This window comes from Bdellovibrio reynosensis (genome assembly GCF_022814725.1).
In the GTDB taxonomy this organism is placed as follows: domain Bacteria; phylum Bdellovibrionota; class Bdellovibrionia; order Bdellovibrionales; family Bdellovibrionaceae; genus Bdellovibrio; species Bdellovibrio reynosensis.
In genome coordinates this window covers 841,086-857,008 of sequence record NZ_CP093442.1, presented here as the reverse complement: position 1 = coordinate 857,008, position 15,923 = coordinate 841,086, and the positions used below count along the sequence as shown (strand labels likewise).

The following is a 15,923-nucleotide window of genomic DNA, read 5'->3' as shown; positions in this document are numbered from 1 at the left end:
TCTAAAGTTCCTCAGAAATAATTTTTTCTAGGTAAGAGCGGTACGAACACTTTGGCAGGCTCGCCGTAATTTGTTGTAACTGCTCTAAATTGATAAACTTCATACGGTAAGCAACCTCTTCAAGACACGCGACCTTCAAGCCTTGTCTTTCTTCGATGGCACCAATAAAGGCCGCTGCATCAAGCAAAGATCTCGGTGTTCCAGTATCAAGCCAAGCAAGACCACGATACATCATCTCCACACCCAATTTGTCTTCGTGGTGGTAAGATAAAATCAAATCCACGATTTCAGTTTCGCCACGCGGGGAGGGTTTTAGGCTCTTTGCGCGTTTAGCAACTGTATTATCAAAAAGGTAAAGACCAGGAACCGCATAGTTTGATTTTGGTTTTGCTGGCTTTTCTTCAATGGATTTTACTTTTTTTGTTTCTTTATCAAATTCGACTACGCCGTAAGCAGAAGGATCGGCAACATAGTAAGCGAATACGCGACCGTGCAGACTGTTTTCTTTATTCTTTTGCGATTCGATCGCTTTTCTAAAGAAATCCAAATCTCCATAGAAAAGATTGTCCCCCAAGATCAAGCAGACGTGGTCATCCCCGATGAAGTCTTCACCCAGAACAAAAGCCTCAGGCAAACCATTCGGTTTTTCTTGAATTTTATAAGTAAGGTGAATCCCGAACTGGGATCCATCGCCTAAAAGTTTTTTAAATAGCGGCTGATCATCGGGCGTGGTGATAAGTAAAATATCTTTAATCCCACCCAACATCAAAATACTTAAAGGGTAGTAAATCAGCGGTTTATCATACACTGATTGAAGTTGTTTAGTCATAACCCGAGTCATTGGATACAGGCGAGAGCCCGCTCCGCCAGCTAAAATAATACCTTTCATGGTGTCCCCTTAAAAAACTCCTGGATCTTTTCTAAAACGAAAGACGCATCAGCACTGCTTAAATCAGCAAACATCGGCAAGCGCAGCAAACGATTGGCATGGTCATCAGTTACTTTCATAGACCCTTCCACGCGACCATATTTGACCCCCGCAGGGGCAGAGTGCAGTGGCACATAGTGTGTCGTGGATTGAATGCCAGCTTCTTTTAAAAAGCTCCAAAGTTTCGCACGTTCATCAGCTGAATTCAGCAAGATATAATAAATATGAGCATTCGCCTTTGCTCCCTCAGGAACAACCATGCGTTGCAGGCGACCTGCTTTTTCTAAGGCCGCTAGACCCTGGTGATATTGATTCCAGATAGTCATGCGTTTGCTAGTGATAATTTCGCCTTCTTCAAGTTGCGATAAAAGAAACGCCGCTGAAAGTTCAGAAAGCAAGTAGGACGAACCTTTGTCCTGCCAAGTGTATTTATCAACTTGGCCATTTAAAAATTCCTGACGGTTAGTTCCTTTGTCGCGCACGATTTCGGCACGCTTCACTAGACGAGGATCGTTGATGGTTAATGCACCACCTTCACCACACACGATGTTTTTTGTTTCATGATAGCTAAAAGCCGCCATGTGTCCCCAAGCTCCCAAGGCTTTTCCTTTATAGGAAGCAAACATTCCTTGTGCTGCGTCTTCAACAACCCAGATGTTATGTTTGTTTGCGAGGTCCATGATTTTATCCATCTCACAACCAACACCCGCATAGTGCACAGGCATGATAACTTTAGTGCGGGGGTTGATGGCTTTTTCAATGCAAGCAGGATCAATATTCATGGTGCGCGGATCGACATCAACGAACACCGGGATAGCGCCGTAGAGGGCGACCACATTGGCCGTGGAAGTAAATGTAAATGAAGGTAAGATGACTTCGTCGCCAGGACCGATATCTGCAAGCACCATCGCCATTTCTAAAGCGGAGGTGCAAGAAGGTGTGATCACAGTCATCAAAGTCGGAAGATTTTTATTAATCCACTCAGAGCACTTTTTGTTGAAGCTGCCTTCGCCGCTAAGTTTTTTGTTGGCGATGGCTTGAATGATGTACTTCTCTTCGTTCTGACTCTTGGGCGGGATATTAAACGGTATTTTCATGCCGTTTAATCCTAGCCCAAGGACTTTATTGGGGCAACGTATTAAAAGCCGTCCGTAGTCCCAACTTTGCGAGGAGCAAGATCATCATCAAAAGGAATGATTTCAGCCGCCGCTGCCGGTTTTTTAGTTGGCATTGGTTTTACTTGCGCAAGTTCTGCTGATTTAACCGCCGCAGGTACAGGCGCTGTTTTTTTCTTAGCTGCTTTCTTTGGACCAGATGACTCCGCACGGCGTGCAGCCGAGCCTTCGACCATTTGATTTAGTTTTTCCACCATTTTTTGCATCATCTGCGTCTGGCTGTTGATTTCTTCAGCAGAAGCCGCCACTTCCTCAGAGGAAGCTGCGTTACTTTGTGCGCCTTGATCTAATTGATTCATGGCTTTGCTAATCTGAGAAATTCCCGTAGTTTGCTCTAAACTGGCTGCAGAAATTTCATTATTTAAGTCGGCTACTTTTTTAACTGAGCTTACGATGTTCGCTAGGGCTTCACCGGAAGTGTCTGCTGTTTTAGCGCCACGTTCGATCTTTTCAACACTTGCCACAATCAAAGTATTGATGTCTTTGGCAGCAGATGCAGAGCGTTGGGCAAGCGCACGAACCGCCTCCGCGACGACCGCAAATCCCTTACCGTGTTCACCGGCGCGGGCCGCTTCCACAGAGGCATTTAATGCCAATAAGTTTGTTTGGAAGGCGATATCGTCGATCACAGAAATGATTTCTTCAATCTGTTTTGAAGATTTAGAAATATCCTGCATGTTGTGAATCAATTGATCGATGGATTGCTGACCTTTTTCAGCCACTTCTTTTGAAGATTGAGATAGGGCTGCAGCTTGTTTTGCGTTATCTGAATTCATCTTCACCATTGAAGACATTTCTTCCAAGGATGCCACTGTTTCTTCCAGTGATGCCGCCGTATCGGTTGAGTTTTCAGAAAGGCTTTGACCTGCAGAGCTTAGTTGAGTGATGGCTGAAGCCACTTGAGTTCCAGCTTCAGATAAATCACTGCCAATAGAGCTGACTGTTTTACTAATAACAGCAGCGATCCAAGTTAAAATACCAAACACCAGGAAGCCGCAAAGTCCTGCAAGCAAAATAAGTAATTGAGCTTCAAAGGCTCTTTCTTCTTTTTGCTCTTTGTTATTTACAACCGAGCGGTCGTGATCCAGTTTCATATTTCCCGTGATAGCGGCTTGAATGTCGATGGCCATGACGTGCCATTCTCCGCCGTTCATCCATTTGTGAATTTTTGCGTCGGCCTCTGCATTGTTTTTCTCTAGTCCAACCAAAATTTCATCGGTCATCGCGAAGAAGGCTGGCTTCAAATCTTTGGCTTTAGCGTAGATTGCTTCTTGCTCTTTATCGAGCCCGGTTGCTTCATAGATCTCAATACCTTTTTTCAATTCGGCATAAGCATCCGTCGCTCTTTTGATAAATTTTTTGCGCGATTCAAAATCTTCCTTATTTGCAAGAGCAGCCCAAATGAAATAACCAACGCGGGCTCTTTGCATACCGATCGTGCTTAACGCTTCCATATTTGGAATGATATCTGCGTAGGCAGTTTCTAATTTATCTCCCAATTTTGAAGCGGAACGAATGGAAATTAAAGTCACAGCTGAAAGAGCTACGATGGGAATTATGGCAGAAAGCATGAGTTTCCCGCGTAGACCGCGCATCCATTTTGTCATGAAAAAATCCTTGTTAGAGCCAGAGCTGGAGCCTTTATCGACCTTTTAGACGCGTCGCTTTAGTTTGTAAAATGGTTCACTTTTGCTGAAAGTCGCACTGTCCCATTTCAAGTCTAATTTGTTTGAGTTTGTTTGCGTCCTGTTGATAGGATTTTTTTCAGTCTAGACCACAAGAGGGGGTAGTCATGACAAAGTCGACATTAAGTCGCGTTCTTGCAGGGATTGCGTTAGTAGCTACATTGGGATTCACGCATAAAGTCTCTGATTCAAAAACAATGTGCGCTGGTTTTGTACCTGAAAATAATCTAAATATTCCGGTGGGCTTATTTTCTACTGGCGGTATCACAGAAAAACAATTCAACGATGTGTTGGACCGCTTAGAGCGTCTGTACAAAGCAGATGTTGAAAGATTGGGCGATAAATTAAGAATCAACCGTCTTTGGTCTGATGGCACTGTGAATGCTTCTGCTCAACGCAGTGGTAACACACAGATTCTGAACATGTACGGTGGTTTGGCACGTCATCCAGCGACGAATGTTGAAGGTTTTGCATTGGTTGCCTGCCATGAGTTCGGTCACCACAATGGGGGCGCTCCGAAATCCGCAAGCATGTGGGGTAGCTGGGCTACTAATGAAGGTGGGTCCGATTACTTTGCTTCTTTAAAGTGTCTTCGTCGTTTCTTTGCTGAAGATGACAATGCAGCGATCTTAAAAGATCTTGATTTGGATCCTGTGGCTGATGCGGCTTGTACGGCTCAATGGCCCAATGAACAAGATCGTTTGATCTGCCTAAGAACATCTTTGGCTGGTCAATCTGTAGCGAATCTTTTCCAAGCTCTTCGTAAAGAAACAACAGCTCCAAACTTTGGTACTCCAGATAAAAGAACTGTCACTCGCACGAACGATGCGCATCCAGAGACACAATGTCGTTTGGACACTTACTTTGCTGGCATGCTTTGCACAGTCAGCGAAACTGATCCTGTGAACAAAGATGACTATAAAGCAGGTTCTTGCTATGCGCCTCGCGATTCTATCGGCGTTCGTCCACGCTGCTGGTTTGCTGCGAAGTAATTCCGGCTTCAAGTTTTGAATACAATAAAAAACCGGAATTCCTAAAAGGGTTCCGGTTTTTTGTTTTTTAAAATGGCCTGATCGCAAAAATCGGTTTTCTGAGGGTCTTAAGCTAAGCTAGGACCTATGCCTAAAAAGAAGCTTCTTCCCATCGCTGTGGTTTTAGTTCTTCTGCTGCTTGCTTATCTCGTGAAGCTGTTTTTCTTTAAAAAAGAATTTTCCTATGCTGGAACTGTTGAAATTACCAGAGTTGATATTCCTGCACGCGTGCCATCGGTCATCAAAACCTTCGAAGTAAAAGAAGGCGAGACGGTGAAAGAAGGGCAGAAGTTATTAAGCCTTGCCTGCGAAGATGTGCGCATCGCCTATGATCTTATCAAAAGTTCCTATGATCGAACAAGAAAGTTATATAAGGGCGGGAGTATTGCCCAAGAAGCCTACGATCAGGTGAATAATAAAATGCTTGATACAGAGTTGAAGCTCAGTTGGTGTGATATAGCATCCCCCTTAAAGGGCACTGTCATTACGACCTATTTTGAACCTGGGGAAATGGTTTCACCGGGCGCTAAACTTTTAACCATCGGTGATCTGCAGAACGTTTACGCTTTTTTTTATCTGCCCCACGATGAAATCGTCAACTTAAAGCCTGGTCAGAATATTTCAGCTCGCCTTCCGGAAATGGATGAAAAAGAGTTTGCTGGGACCATTTCGTATATCAATCCTGAAGCTGAATTCACTCCTAAGAATGTGCAAACTCGCGAAGAGCGAACGCGCTTAGTCTATGGTGTGAAAGTGCAGTTCGCTAACAACGAAACATTATTAAAACCCGGTATGACTTTAGAGTGGGCCGCGACTAAGGAATAATTGAATGCTGATTTCTATTGATGCAAAAAACATTTCTAAAAAAATGGGACCGAATCAGGCTTTAAGCAATTTAAATATGTCATTCAAGGCCCACGAAATCCACGGCATTATTGGCCCTGAGGGAGCAGGCAAGACGACGTTGTTAAGACTGATTATAGGCCTTTTAAATTCCGATGCTGGCGAAATCTATTACCAAGAACAAAATCGCCTGGTTGATTTTTCTAACATGCGCGAAGGCATTGCTTATATGCCTCAGACACAAAGTCTTTATCCGGAATTAAGCATCCACGAGCATTTGGAATTTTTTAAGACGCTATATCAATTAACTGATGAACAGTATTTTGCACGTCGGAAAAAACTTTTGGCCATGGCTCGCCTGGAAGATGTTACGGATCGACTTGCCTCGCAGCTTTCGGGGGGCATGTATAAGAAGCTGGGCTTGATCTGTGCGTTGTTGTCAGCGCCCTCGGTCTTATTACTTGATGAACCAACAAACGGTGTCGATCCACTGAGCCGTCGCGATTTCTGGAAGCTTCTTTATGAGTTAAGAGAGAACGAAGAAATTTTAATTATAGTAACGACCTCATATATGGACGAAGCTTTGAAATGCCAAACAGTGCATTTGCTTTTTGATGGAAAAACTTTGATTGAAGGAAATCCCCTAGAAATTTTAGCTTCCAAGAACTGTGAAAGTTTCGATCAAGTTTTTTTGCAGTACGATGATACCGTGGATAGTTTATGAACGTTGTTGATGTCGCATCTTTAAGTGTAAAGTTTGGCGACTACTTTGCGGTGAATAAAATTTCCTTTTCAGTAGGACAAGGTGAGATCTTTGGTTTTCTGGGCGCTAACGGCGCTGGTAAAACCACAACTATTCGCGTGCTCTGCGGTCTATTGCTACCCACCGAAGGTCAGGCTCAGGTTTGCGGTTTTGATGTTCTTAAAGATGCCGCCAAAGTAAAAAACTGCGTTGGCTATATGTCTCAGAAATTTACTTTGTATGATGATCTTACCGTTAAAGAAAATCTGGAATTTACCGGCGCCTTGCGCAAGCTGGATGAAGAAAAGCTTCGATTGCAAAAAGAAAAGCTCTTGGAATTTATTAGATTTAAAGGTGATGAAAATTCCTTAGTAAAAAATCTGCCTGGCGGAATCAAACAGCAAGTCAGCTTAATAGCATCCGTCCTGCATAATCCCAACATCGTTTTTTTAGATGAACCCACCGCCGGCGTCAGTCCAGCCTATCGCCAGCGCTTTTGGTCTTTGATTCGAGTGTTGGCTAAAGAAGGTAAGACAGTTTTTGTGACAACTCACTATATGGACGAAGCAGAACAATGTGAGCGTATAGCTTTAATGCGCTCTGGAGAATTGATCGCGCTGGATTCACCTGAAAACTTAAAGCGTCACAGTTTTCCGGATAAAGATCCCCACAAAGTCACCTTAGAAGAAGTCTTCATCCAGCAGGTAGAAGGGCGATGAGAATTCATTCGATTTTAGCCATCGCTAAAAAAGAGGTTTTTCACATCGTTCGTGATCCCTTCACTTTGGCCTTAGCTTTGGCGATGCCAGTGATTATGGTTCTGTTTTTTGGTTATGCGATTGAATTTAACATGCGCCACATCAGTCTTGCTATTTACGACGGAAACAAAACCCCTTTATCTCGCTCTATCGCGGAAACTTTTAAAAGCTCTGGATACTTTGTGGGTTATTCGGTTGTCAGTCCGGCTTTGGCACAGAAAGATCTCGATGCCGGTTTTGCCCATGCAGCACTGATTATTCCACCTACTTTAAGTCAGGATTTTCGCCCGTTTTCACAAGCCTCGGTGCAGGTTTTAGTGGATGGCGCGGATAATTCTTCAGCGGGTTCCATTCTTGGCTATATTGGGGGACTGCACCGGCGGGTGTTAGAAAAAGAGTTCGGCAGTTTTCAATTTTCGATCGAGATAAAAACTAGATTCCTATTTAATCCCGAATTGAATTCTCAGTGGTTTGTCGTTCCGGGGCTGACAGCTGCAATCATAGCGATCTTATCCATTTTGATGACGGCACTGACCGTGGCTCGTGAATGGGAAAATGGTTCCATGGAACTCTTGCTCGCAACGCCCGTGAAACCGATTGAAATCATCCTAGGTAAGCTTTTGCCTTATTCAGTGATGGGTATTGCCTCAGTGTTTTTTGTTTTTATACTTTCTCAGGTCGTTTTCGAGGTTCCATTTCGGGGAAACTTTTTTGTTTATCTTCTAGCTTGTTTGATTTTTCTAAGTACGTACTTGGCGCAAGGTCTTCTGATCTCGGTGGTCACGCGAAAACAGCAACTGAGCATGCAAATGGCCATGCTATCAGGGCTTCTTCCGACCATTTTACTGTCTGGATTTATTTTTCCCAATGAACATATGCCCACGTTTTTCTATTATTTCACGATGCTTTTGCCGGCTCGTTGGTTCATTAAAATCAGCCGCGAGCTGTTCTTGCAAGGCTCAACATTCCTAGAAATTCTTCCATCATTCGCAGTGCTCTGTGTTCTGTTTATCTTAATGATCTTGCTAGCGACCAAGAAGTTTAAAAAGGATGTTGAGCCGTGAAAACACTTTGGGGGTTTATAAAAAAAGAATTTCGCCAAACCCTGCGCGATCCACGCATGCGTTTTTTACTTTTTCTAGCGCCTTGTGTGCAGCTGACAATTTTCGGAGTTGCTCTTTCCACGGAAGCTAAAAACATTCGCCTTAGTATCGTCGGCAGTCCTTCAGACTATAGTTTGCAAAAGATGGAACAACTAGCCCTGGCTTCGGGATGGTTTATCCCGGCGAAAACTATATCAGCAGATCCCTTTGAACAGATACAAAAGGGCGAAGCTGATGCTGTGCTGGTCGCCCCGGTTGGTGGGTTAGAAGCAAGTCTCGGAAAGCAGCAAGGAAAAGTTCAGCTATTAGTGAATGCCACGAACGTCAACCGCGCTCAAAGTATCGAGAGGTATTTACTAAGCATCGTAGCAACGCAATATCCATTCACGCCGCCGTTACAGTTTGATCTAAGAGTTCTTTATAATCCCGCCTTGCGCACGTCGATGTTTTTAGTGCCGGGGGTGATGAGCTTATTAGTTTGTTTGATCACGGTTCTGTTAACCAGTATGTCCATTAGTAAAGAAAAAGAAATGGGCACATTTGAAACTTTAATTTCTGCTCCGGTGACTCCAGAAGAAGTCATCTTAGGAAAGACCGTGCCCTTCGTACTTCTAGGTCTTAGCAATGTTCCTTTGATTGTTTTGATTGCCATGGTTTTCTTTGGCATGCCTATGCGCGGCAGTGTTCTATTGCTGTTGCTTTCATCGTTTGTGTTCGTGTGTTGCACTGTCGGAATCGGATTATTTATTTCCACCATCGCGCGCAACCAGCAACAAAGTATGATGGGCGGCTTTTTATACCTTTTCCCATCAGTCTTGCTATCTGGTTTGGTGTTTCCCATCGAAAACATGCCCTGGGCCTTAAGGATTTTTGCTTTAATAAATCCACTGACTTATTTTATCGAGCTATTAAGAAATATCATGTTAAAAGGCGGGGATCTAAGGTTGATAAGTTTTAACTTATTAATTCTTTCAGCCATGGCAGTGACTGTGATCACTGCCAGTTGGCGAAAATTTAAAACCACGCTTGGTTAATCGCAGCACACGCAGCCGTTTTCGTCATTTTGAATCGGTACGGGCTTTACTTCGTCCGATATTTTTTCCAACTCAATTTCAAAAAGATCTTCTGTCTTAGTGTAACTGAATTTTGAATAAAGTGATAGGTGGTAGATGTTGCCGTCAAGTTTACGGATGCGCGTGAAGTTGCTAGCACTTTTAGATTCAAAAAAATAAAGATACTCTGATTGCGTCTCTTCATATTTATCGTTACTGCCTAAACCATTCTTGGAAGGATAGCCAAAAGAGCTTACTTGTTCGCCGCCCGCATAAGTCGGCCTAAAGAAGGCAAAACTTGTGTAATAAGGTTGAGCATCAACCGTAAAGGCCGTGGATTCACAAAGCTTTACCTCGGCAACGGATGGTGAAGAACTTTGATTTTCACAGGAGCGAATCTTGTAAGTGCCTTTTAAAGCAGAAAAAGTAGTGGCTTGCGCTGAAAATGCCACTAAATGCAAAGTCGCTAATGCCAATAGAAATTTCATGATGAGCTCCTTTAATCGTGAATAGGTCCGCCGTTTTCGTCACTAGGGTCGCAGGACTCGTCCACCTCGTCGCCAGATGAAGGCGGCGGAGGCGGTGGAGTCGGAATATCTGTGATTCTTTCTAATTCTAATTCAAACTTGTCAAAGTATTTAGATTTAGAAAATTTTTGGTGATGGGAAAGAATGTACCGTCCATCTCTCACTCTTCTAAGGATGGTGACTCCACCGGCATCAGGTGCATTGCTAGTGAAGGCGGCAAAATAGTCTGCTTGTTCGTAATAAGTGCTCTTGGGATGGTTTGCCGTGTCCTTAGGAAATCCGAAGGCACGAATCCAAGCTCCGGGTTGATTTGTCGAAAAATACATCATGGAACCAGTGGCAGTTGGATAAAAAGTCACTTGGAGATTTTCGCAAAGGGTGCGATCCCAGGGCGAGGGTGTTGAGCTTTCATTGTCGCAGGAAAGGATTTTATAGTCGCCCTTCATATTCCCAAAAGGCACTGCAAATGCAGCTGAATAGAGGCAGGCACATAAAAATAGAATGCCTTGAATAAAGCGCATTTTAAAACTCCCGGTTGTTTTTAAGATATGTATCCTAAAATGGGCGTTTATACGAATTTGATTTTGTTAATGCTAGCCGTGGCAGCTTAACTTTATTGTTTTGGAGCTTGAATCACCGGTGGGGAGGCCGGTAAACGGGAAGTTTGGTTGCGATGCCCCCAGCTATAGCCCACAAAATAGGCAAGACAGCCAATAAGAGCGAAAAACATCCATTTTTTGATGCGATTAACCAACCAAGTTTTCATTTTTTGATTTTTAACCGTTGACATAAACCTCTGGCAACTGTAATTTTGGTTTCTCTTCGAGCGCGGGAGTAGCTCAGTTGATAGAGCGATGCCTTGCCAAGGCATAGGTCGCGGGTTTGAGCCCCGTCTCCCGCTCCAAATTTTCCAACCACCAGTTATAGTCGTATTAATACTTCCCTTGTGGTGGAAAATTTCCGTTAGAGCAATCGGCTTCGCCGATCGCATAAAAAACCGCCATAGGGCGGTTTTTTTATTTGTGCTGTTAGCACTCCGCCGTTGGCGGAGTATTACCTAAAGTTTCCCGCCTTATTCGTTTGCTTTGGTTTTGTCTTTTTCAGCCGCCGGCTGAAAACTCCCTTTTCTATCGTTTTGTTTGGGTCAGTGGTTCAGTTACGGTCGTTTTTGCCTTTGGCAAAAACTCCTACTGAGAGGAACTAAATAATTAGACAGTGCGTTTTGTTTTGGGACTTGGTTTTGGGACTGGGTCTTGCATTATTCAGCTTCGTTGGCTTGAACTGCAAACGGAGAGATCTTAGATGAAAAAGAAATTTGCACTTGTGAATAGTAAGAGCGTTTTTAAATTGTCTTTGATTGCTGCTTTGATATTTGCGGCTGATCTTGCTTTGGCGGCCAAAGGTAATGGCAAAAAAGCGGTGGGTGGTCATTATACAGTTTATCGTTATGATGTGGCTGCTAAAGGATCCTGTCTTCCTGAGCATGGATCTAATCCTTCTGAAATTTTAAGACGAAATGGAATTAAATATTTAGGGAATCCTTCCCGGGATGAAGTTGCGGCTTTGGCTAAGGGGGTCGCGCAGGTTGAAAACTTACTGGGTGATCCTTTGCCTCGTCCGTGGCGACAAAATTTTAACTTTATCGATGCCTCGGGAAGTTGGAATCAAGGTCCTACGACCATCAACGTGCGACGTCCTAAAGGTTCGCCTAAGGGCACCAATGTGGGACGTTTGATGCATGAATTAGGGCACAGAGTTGGTAACTCCGGCATTTATCAAAAATACGCTGGCTACACGGGGCGCACTCGCTGCGCAATTACGGGGTATGCGGCTTCAAAATTTAACGAAGAATTTGCTGAAGTTTTTGAAGCTTACGTGGTCTATCCTGACCTTTTAGAGAAAAAGTGCCCGAAGGCCTTTGATTTCATGGCGAATCAATTGTTTCCAAATACTCATCATAAAATTGCGGCCTGTGATCGTACTACGGTTGCAAAAGATCCCGATTTCCCCAATGGTATTCCAATCCCAATTCCTCGTCCTAAGGACTTCGATACGCCTTCAGAAGTGGAATCTCAGCAGGATGTTGTCGTAACTCCTGATACGGGTGATGACGAAGTTGATGTTGATGATGAACACGAAGAGACTGATTCAGAGGGTGATGCAGAAACTGAAGATTCTGTTTCAAACGAGCGCGTTCCAATTCCAACAGCGCGTCCTGCGACAGGTGTAAGATAATTATAGAACTATCTACTTCCAACTCCTTCGATGTTCATCTTGGGAATTGTGAAGTGGAAAGTAGTTCCTTTTCCTAATTCGGATTCGGCCCATATTTGCCCGCCGTGGTTTTCTACTATTCTTTTACATACCGCAAGCCCGATACCGGTTCCTTCATACTGGCCCTTGTGGGCGCGGCTGAAGATTTCAAAAATTCTTTCCAGGTGTTTTTTCTCCATTCCAATTCCTTGATCTCGAATGCTGAACTGCCAGTGTTCACCTTTTGTCGTTACCTCGATATTGATTTGAGGCGATTGGGTGGGTTTGTGGAATTTCATGGCGTTGGCTATCAAATTTTGGAACAGCTGTTGGATTTGGATTTCATCCCCAAACACTTCCGGTAGCTCTGAATCGATAGATAGGCGAGTGCCAGTTTCTTCAATTTGCGCCAGAAGATTTTTTCGAACTGTAGCCACGGCTTCTTCTGTGCTGACTTTTTTAAAATCTTTTTTCTCCGTACCGGCTCTGGCGTATTCCAATAGGCGATCAATAAGAATGCGCATTCTATTTCCCGCATTAATAATGAAATCTAAATACTCTTCGCCTTCAGGGCCCAATTTGCTTGCAAAGTCTTCAGCAAGAAGTTCTGAAAATTGAGTGATCGATATCAACGGCGATTTTAAGTCATGGGCTGCGATGGCGGCGAAACGATCCAGCTCCTGATTCTTTTCTGCTAGTTCTCGATATAGTTTTGCTTTTTCGATTGAAACGCTGGCTCTTGTCGCCACTTCTTCAATCAGGGTCTTGTCGTGTTCAGAGATGGCTTCAGCCTCTGAAACGACCATGATGGCACCTATAATTTCATGGTCTGACGTCAACGGCACGCATACCAGGGATCTGATATTGAGCTCCTCTAAATAATCATGAAGCTTTTCGTCGGTAACGCCTTTTTTTAATTCATCTTCAGTTATACTTTTTTTGTATTGAGCTTTCCCGCTGCGCGCGACCTCAGTAGGGCAAAGAGGATTGCCCTCCGTGTGGGGATATTCATTTCTCATACGGCGAACCACGTCTACCTTATCCCTATCTTTGTGAGCTACGCCCACAGGGTGAAGGACGTTGTCGCCATTAAACAACTCGGCCGTGCACCAGGTTCCTACCTTGGAAATTATTTTTTCTGCTAAAGTTTGAAGAGAGGTATTTATATCCAAAGATTCCGTAAAGGTTTGGGCTATCTCTAATAGAAACTGAGCATCTTCCTGGTGTTCTTTTTCTATATGTATATCCGTATTGGCGCCGACGTACTTAAGAACATTTCCTTGGGAATCTAGAACAGGGACGGCGCGCACTAAATGCCAACGGTATTCCCCGGTTTCGCCGTTTCTAAAGCGCTGTTCAGTATTGAAGGGTTTTCCATGCTTAAACGATTCCGGCCAAAGCTCTTTGGTTTTTTTTACATCCTCTGGATGCATGGGCTGTAAATCTAAGTCATCCCATTTTGTGCCTTTAGGAAGCCCTAGATATTTATACCACCAGTCGTTATACCAATCGACATAACCGTCAGGCGTAGCCGTCCAAATAATCATCGGCAATGCATTTGCTAGTTCGCGGAATTTTGATTCGCTTTCCTTTAAAGCCTCTTCCGTAAGCTTTTGTTCGTGAATGTCAGTCCATTTACCAATCCAACCTTGCAAGACGCCTTGGTCGTCAAAGGTCGGATTTGCACGACACAAAACCCATCGCCAGCCGCCGCTGCGGCTTTTGATTCTTTGATAGAAGCCCATATCAGCTTCTTTTCTTTTAGCATCGTAAATGGAATCTAAACTGTTATCTACATCATCGGGATGAATAACTTTAGTGAACTTATCGCCGAAGGCGGCCACTTCAGGGCTTAATCCTGTGAATTCTTCGAATTGATGACTGACGTATTCAATCTCGATGTTCTTATTCATATACCAGATGATGCCAGGCACTTTGTTTAGCAAGGTGCGGAACTGCTCTTCGCTGCGGTTACGTTCCTCTTCAAAGCGCAATTGGTCGGTCATATCTTCGCAGATAACCACGCCCGCTACGATGGTGCCGGCATCATTGCGGATTGGATTCGCAGTCAGTCTTAGAATGCGGTACTCGCCATCGTGGCGTTGGATTTTGATAAGTTCACCTTCAACGACTTCACCCGTTTTAATAGCGCGGGCTAAGGGCCATTCGTGGGCTTGCAAGGGAGTCCCGTCCAAATGCCAGCCTTCCCTTTGTTTATATTCTTCAAGGGAATTTAAAAGATTGATTTCACGCCCAAAAATTTTTTTGGTCATCTCATTGGCAAAAACGATTCTTCCGGTGGGTGCTTCTGCAAAAATAACTCCGGCAGGTAACTGACTCATCACCGTTTGAAAGCGGATTTTTTCAAGCTCTACTTCATCGGTCAGCCGCTGGTGTTCCTTGCTCGAAGCGACCAGAAATTCTCTTCCGGCTTCTTCGATACCTTCTTGCAAGCAATCAAGTATCATGGCGATTGTTTCAAAATCTAAACCGCCATCTTCATCTATGACTGAAAATAGTATTCGGCGTAAAATCGAATACTCGTGAAGAACCTGATCCAAAGTGAAGTTTTGGAGTGTTGCTCTTTGTTTGCCATGGCTTTTAGCGTCTTGATAGATTTCGGGACTTTCCGGAGTGATGTCTCTTTCTAGAGCTTTCGCGATATCTTCTAGCAAAGTGGGTAAAGAGTCGATCAGAGCCACAGTGGAGTTGCCTTCCGCGGCCGGTAAAACTTCACGGCTGGTTTCGATGAAGTCTTGCAAGATCCTATCTTTATTTCTTCTAATGATCTTGGCATTTCGTGGATGGGCCGAATAGGAATGCAAACGAGAGTAACGCCCGCTGTGAGGAATATTTGAATGTAGATCCGGACGGTGTTGACCCATAGGACTCCAAATAATGGAAATGATAACAACACGGTGTTCGGAGTCATCTTGATCGTTGTTAATCTTTTTTTACGGAGGCGGATGTGAACCTTCGTTTGCCTTCGCGAAGAAGTTATTTGAAAATACAAATATGATTTCTGATTCTGAACAGTTCATTTTAGTTCCCGGTGGAAAAATCTATGTCAAAACATGGCTGCCGGTCAGCACTGATCTTTCACCGATCCTTCTCTTTCACGACTCCTTAGGTTGTATTGATATGTGGAGATCTTTTCCAAAAGATCTCGCAGAAAAAACGCAACGACCTGTTATCGCCTATGACCGTTTGGGGTTCGGTAGATCGTCCGAGCGGATAGGACTGCCTTCAGTAAGGTTCGTTGATGAAGAAGCTGAAGTTTATTTTCCTGCTTTGATTCATGCTCTGTCGTTAAATAAATTTGTATTATTCGGTCATAGTGTTGGTGGAGCGATGGCGATTGCCTGTGCCGCAAAATTTCAAGGCCCGTGTGAAGCAGTCATCACAGAGGCAGCCCAAGCTTTCGTTGAAGATTTAACCGTTAAAGGAATTTCTGAAGCCAAGGTGGCTTTTTCTAATCCACACAGTTTTGATAAACTTAGAAAATATCATGGTGAAAAAACTGAATGGGTTTTTAAGGCGTGGACCGATGTGTGGCTTTCGCCAGAGTTTGCATCATGGAGTCTTAAAGATGCTTTGCCTAAAGTAAAGTGCCCGGTCTTGGCTATTCATGGGGATAAGGACGAATATGGCTCTGTCCAATTTCCAGAAATGATTTGCAACTTGTCGGGTGGGCCTTCGAAAAAATTAATTATTTCAGATTGCGGGCACGTGCCCCATAAAGAAAAAGCGGAATTGGTCTTAGATCAGGTGGATAGGTTTTTAGCGTCAAAATAAAAAAATCGGCGGGCACCGCCGATTTTATTTT

The 15,923-nt window shown here is 43.9% G+C and carries 15 protein-coding genes and 1 tRNA gene; 9 read left to right on the top strand and 7 right to left on the bottom strand.

Annotation, left to right across the window (positions count from 1 at the left end; genetic code table 11):
• Position 1: 1 nt before the first annotated feature.
• The 3 genes from rfbA to MNR06_RS03950 are packed head-to-tail and all read right to left on the bottom strand — an operon-like array spanning position 2 to position 3,710.
• Entirely contained in the window at positions 2–889 is an 888-nt protein-coding gene (gene rfbA, locus MNR06_RS03960; RefSeq protein WP_243538811.1) for a glucose-1-phosphate thymidylyltransferase RfbA, read from the bottom strand.
• The gene (gene rffA / locus MNR06_RS03955) at positions 886–2,025 is read right to left on the bottom strand and encodes a dTDP-4-amino-4,6-dideoxygalactose transaminase (protein WP_243538802.1); all 1,140 of its coding nucleotides are present in this window, start codon (positions 2,023–2,025) and stop codon (positions 886–888) included. The genes rfbA and rffA overlap by 4 nt, the downstream gene beginning before the upstream one ends.
• Before the next feature lie 41 nt (positions 2,026–2,066).
• The gene (locus MNR06_RS03950; RefSeq protein ID WP_243538800.1) at positions 2,067–3,710 is read right to left on the bottom strand and encodes a HAMP domain-containing methyl-accepting chemotaxis protein; all 1,644 of its coding nucleotides are present in this window, start codon (positions 3,708–3,710) and stop codon (positions 2,067–2,069) included.
• Positions 3,711–3,895: 185 nt separating this feature from the next.
• Here MNR06_RS03950 and MNR06_RS03945 point away from each other — a divergent pair, with 185 nt between their 5' ends.
• The 6 genes from MNR06_RS03945 to MNR06_RS03920 all read left to right on the top strand — a co-directional run bounded on the left by MNR06_RS03945 (position 3,896) and on the right by MNR06_RS03920 (position 9,299).
• Entirely contained in the window at positions 3,896–4,780 is an 885-nt protein-coding gene (locus MNR06_RS03945) for a hypothetical protein (RefSeq protein ID WP_243538797.1), read from the top strand.
• Positions 4,781–4,906: 126 nt separating this feature from the next.
• Positions 4,907–5,644 (top strand): efflux RND transporter periplasmic adaptor subunit, encoded by a 738-nt coding sequence (locus MNR06_RS03940; protein WP_243538796.1) that lies wholly within the window; start codon positions 4,907–4,909, stop codon positions 5,642–5,644.
• Positions 5,645–5,648: 4 nt separating this feature from the next.
• Complete coding sequence (locus MNR06_RS03935; RefSeq protein WP_243538794.1) at positions 5,649–6,386, top strand: ABC transporter ATP-binding protein; 738 nt, start codon at positions 5,649–5,651, stop codon at positions 6,384–6,386.
• Positions 6,383–7,123 (top strand): ABC transporter ATP-binding protein, encoded by a 741-nt coding sequence (locus MNR06_RS03930; protein ID WP_243538792.1) that lies wholly within the window; start codon positions 6,383–6,385, stop codon positions 7,121–7,123. Before MNR06_RS03935 ends, MNR06_RS03930 begins: the two co-directional genes overlap by 4 nt.
• The gene (locus MNR06_RS03925; protein WP_243538783.1) at positions 7,120–8,226 is read left to right on the top strand and encodes an ABC transporter permease; all 1,107 of its coding nucleotides are present in this window, start codon (positions 7,120–7,122) and stop codon (positions 8,224–8,226) included. The genes MNR06_RS03930 and MNR06_RS03925 overlap by 4 nt, the downstream gene beginning before the upstream one ends.
• Positions 8,223–9,299, top strand: a complete 1,077-nt coding sequence (locus tag MNR06_RS03920) for an ABC transporter permease (protein ID WP_243538781.1) — start codon at positions 8,223–8,225, stop codon at positions 9,297–9,299. The genes MNR06_RS03925 and MNR06_RS03920 overlap by 4 nt, the downstream gene beginning before the upstream one ends.
• Here the strand turns inward: MNR06_RS03920 and MNR06_RS03915 are convergent.
• The 3 genes from MNR06_RS03915 to MNR06_RS03905 all read right to left on the bottom strand — a co-directional run bounded on the left by MNR06_RS03915 (position 9,296) and on the right by MNR06_RS03905 (position 10,634).
• On the bottom strand, positions 9,296–9,805 hold the full coding sequence (locus MNR06_RS03915; protein WP_243538779.1) for a hypothetical protein: 510 nt from the start codon (positions 9,803–9,805) through the stop codon (positions 9,296–9,298). The two genes, MNR06_RS03920 and MNR06_RS03915, sit on opposite strands and share 4 nt — an antisense overlap.
• Before the next feature lie 11 nt (positions 9,806–9,816).
• The gene (locus tag MNR06_RS03910) at positions 9,817–10,365 is read right to left on the bottom strand and encodes a hypothetical protein (protein ID WP_243538777.1); all 549 of its coding nucleotides are present in this window, start codon (positions 10,363–10,365) and stop codon (positions 9,817–9,819) included.
• A 92-nt stretch (positions 10,366–10,457) separates the two neighbouring features.
• A complete protein-coding gene (locus MNR06_RS03905; protein ID WP_243538775.1) occupies positions 10,458–10,634 on the bottom strand; it encodes a hypothetical protein in 177 nt (58 codons plus the stop codon).
• Between the two features lie 38 nt (positions 10,635–10,672).
• Between MNR06_RS03905 and MNR06_RS03900 the strand changes: the two genes are divergently transcribed.
• Both MNR06_RS03900 and MNR06_RS03895 read left to right on the top strand, forming a co-directional pair.
• Positions 10,673–10,748: transfer RNA gene (locus tag MNR06_RS03900), tRNA-Gly, on the top strand.
• A 398-nt stretch (positions 10,749–11,146) separates the two neighbouring features.
• Positions 11,147–12,079 carry a hypothetical protein gene (locus MNR06_RS03895; protein WP_243538774.1) on the top strand — a complete coding sequence of 311 codons (933 nt, stop codon included), beginning with the start codon at positions 11,147–11,149 and terminating at the stop codon, positions 12,077–12,079.
• Positions 12,080–12,087: 8 nt separating this feature from the next.
• Here MNR06_RS03895 and MNR06_RS03890 read toward each other — a convergent pair whose 3' ends face one another.
• Positions 12,088–14,982, bottom strand: coding sequence for a PAS domain S-box protein (locus MNR06_RS03890; RefSeq protein ID WP_243538766.1), 2,895 nt, complete (start codon positions 14,980–14,982; stop codon positions 12,088–12,090).
• Positions 14,983–15,112: 130 nt separating this feature from the next.
• On the opposite strand from MNR06_RS03890, the gene MNR06_RS03885 reads away from it, so the two are divergent.
• Positions 15,113–15,892, top strand: coding sequence for an alpha/beta fold hydrolase (locus MNR06_RS03885; protein ID WP_243538764.1), 780 nt, complete (start codon positions 15,113–15,115; stop codon positions 15,890–15,892).
• Positions 15,893–15,923 lie beyond the last annotated feature (31 nt).

Excerpts from the sequence above, each read along its gene's own strand:
- rfbA (WP_243538811.1), bottom strand. The coding sequence starts at position 889 with ATGAAAGGTATTATTTTAGCTGGCGGAGCGGGCTCTCGCCTGTATCCA.
- rffA (WP_243538802.1), bottom strand. The coding sequence starts at position 2,025 with ATGAAAATACCGTTTAATATCCCGCCCAAGAGTCAGAACGAAGAGAAG.
- MNR06_RS03950 (WP_243538800.1), bottom strand. The coding sequence starts at position 3,710 with ATGACAAAATGGATGCGCGGTCTACGCGGGAAACTCATGCTTTCTGCC.
- MNR06_RS03945 (WP_243538797.1), top strand. The coding sequence starts at position 3,896 with ATGACAAAGTCGACATTAAGTCGCGTTCTTGCAGGGATTGCGTTAGTA.
- MNR06_RS03940 (WP_243538796.1), top strand. The coding sequence starts at position 4,907 with ATGCCTAAAAAGAAGCTTCTTCCCATCGCTGTGGTTTTAGTTCTTCTG.
- MNR06_RS03935 (WP_243538794.1), top strand. The coding sequence starts at position 5,649 with ATGCTGATTTCTATTGATGCAAAAAACATTTCTAAAAAAATGGGACCG.
- MNR06_RS03930 (WP_243538792.1), top strand. The coding sequence starts at position 6,383 with ATGAACGTTGTTGATGTCGCATCTTTAAGTGTAAAGTTTGGCGACTAC.
- MNR06_RS03925 (WP_243538783.1), top strand. The coding sequence starts at position 7,120 with ATGAGAATTCATTCGATTTTAGCCATCGCTAAAAAAGAGGTTTTTCAC.
- MNR06_RS03915 (WP_243538779.1), bottom strand. The coding sequence starts at position 9,805 with ATGAAATTTCTATTGGCATTAGCGACTTTGCATTTAGTGGCATTTTCA.
- MNR06_RS03910 (WP_243538777.1), bottom strand. The coding sequence starts at position 10,365 with ATGCGCTTTATTCAAGGCATTCTATTTTTATGTGCCTGCCTCTATTCA.
- MNR06_RS03905 (WP_243538775.1), bottom strand. The coding sequence starts at position 10,634 with ATGTCAACGGTTAAAAATCAAAAAATGAAAACTTGGTTGGTTAATCGC.
- MNR06_RS03895 (WP_243538774.1), top strand. The coding sequence starts at position 11,147 with ATGAAAAAGAAATTTGCACTTGTGAATAGTAAGAGCGTTTTTAAATTG.
- MNR06_RS03890 (WP_243538766.1), bottom strand. The coding sequence starts at position 14,982 with ATGGGTCAACACCGTCCGGATCTACATTCAAATATTCCTCACAGCGGG.
- MNR06_RS03885 (WP_243538764.1), top strand. The coding sequence starts at position 15,113 with ATGATTTCTGATTCTGAACAGTTCATTTTAGTTCCCGGTGGAAAAATC.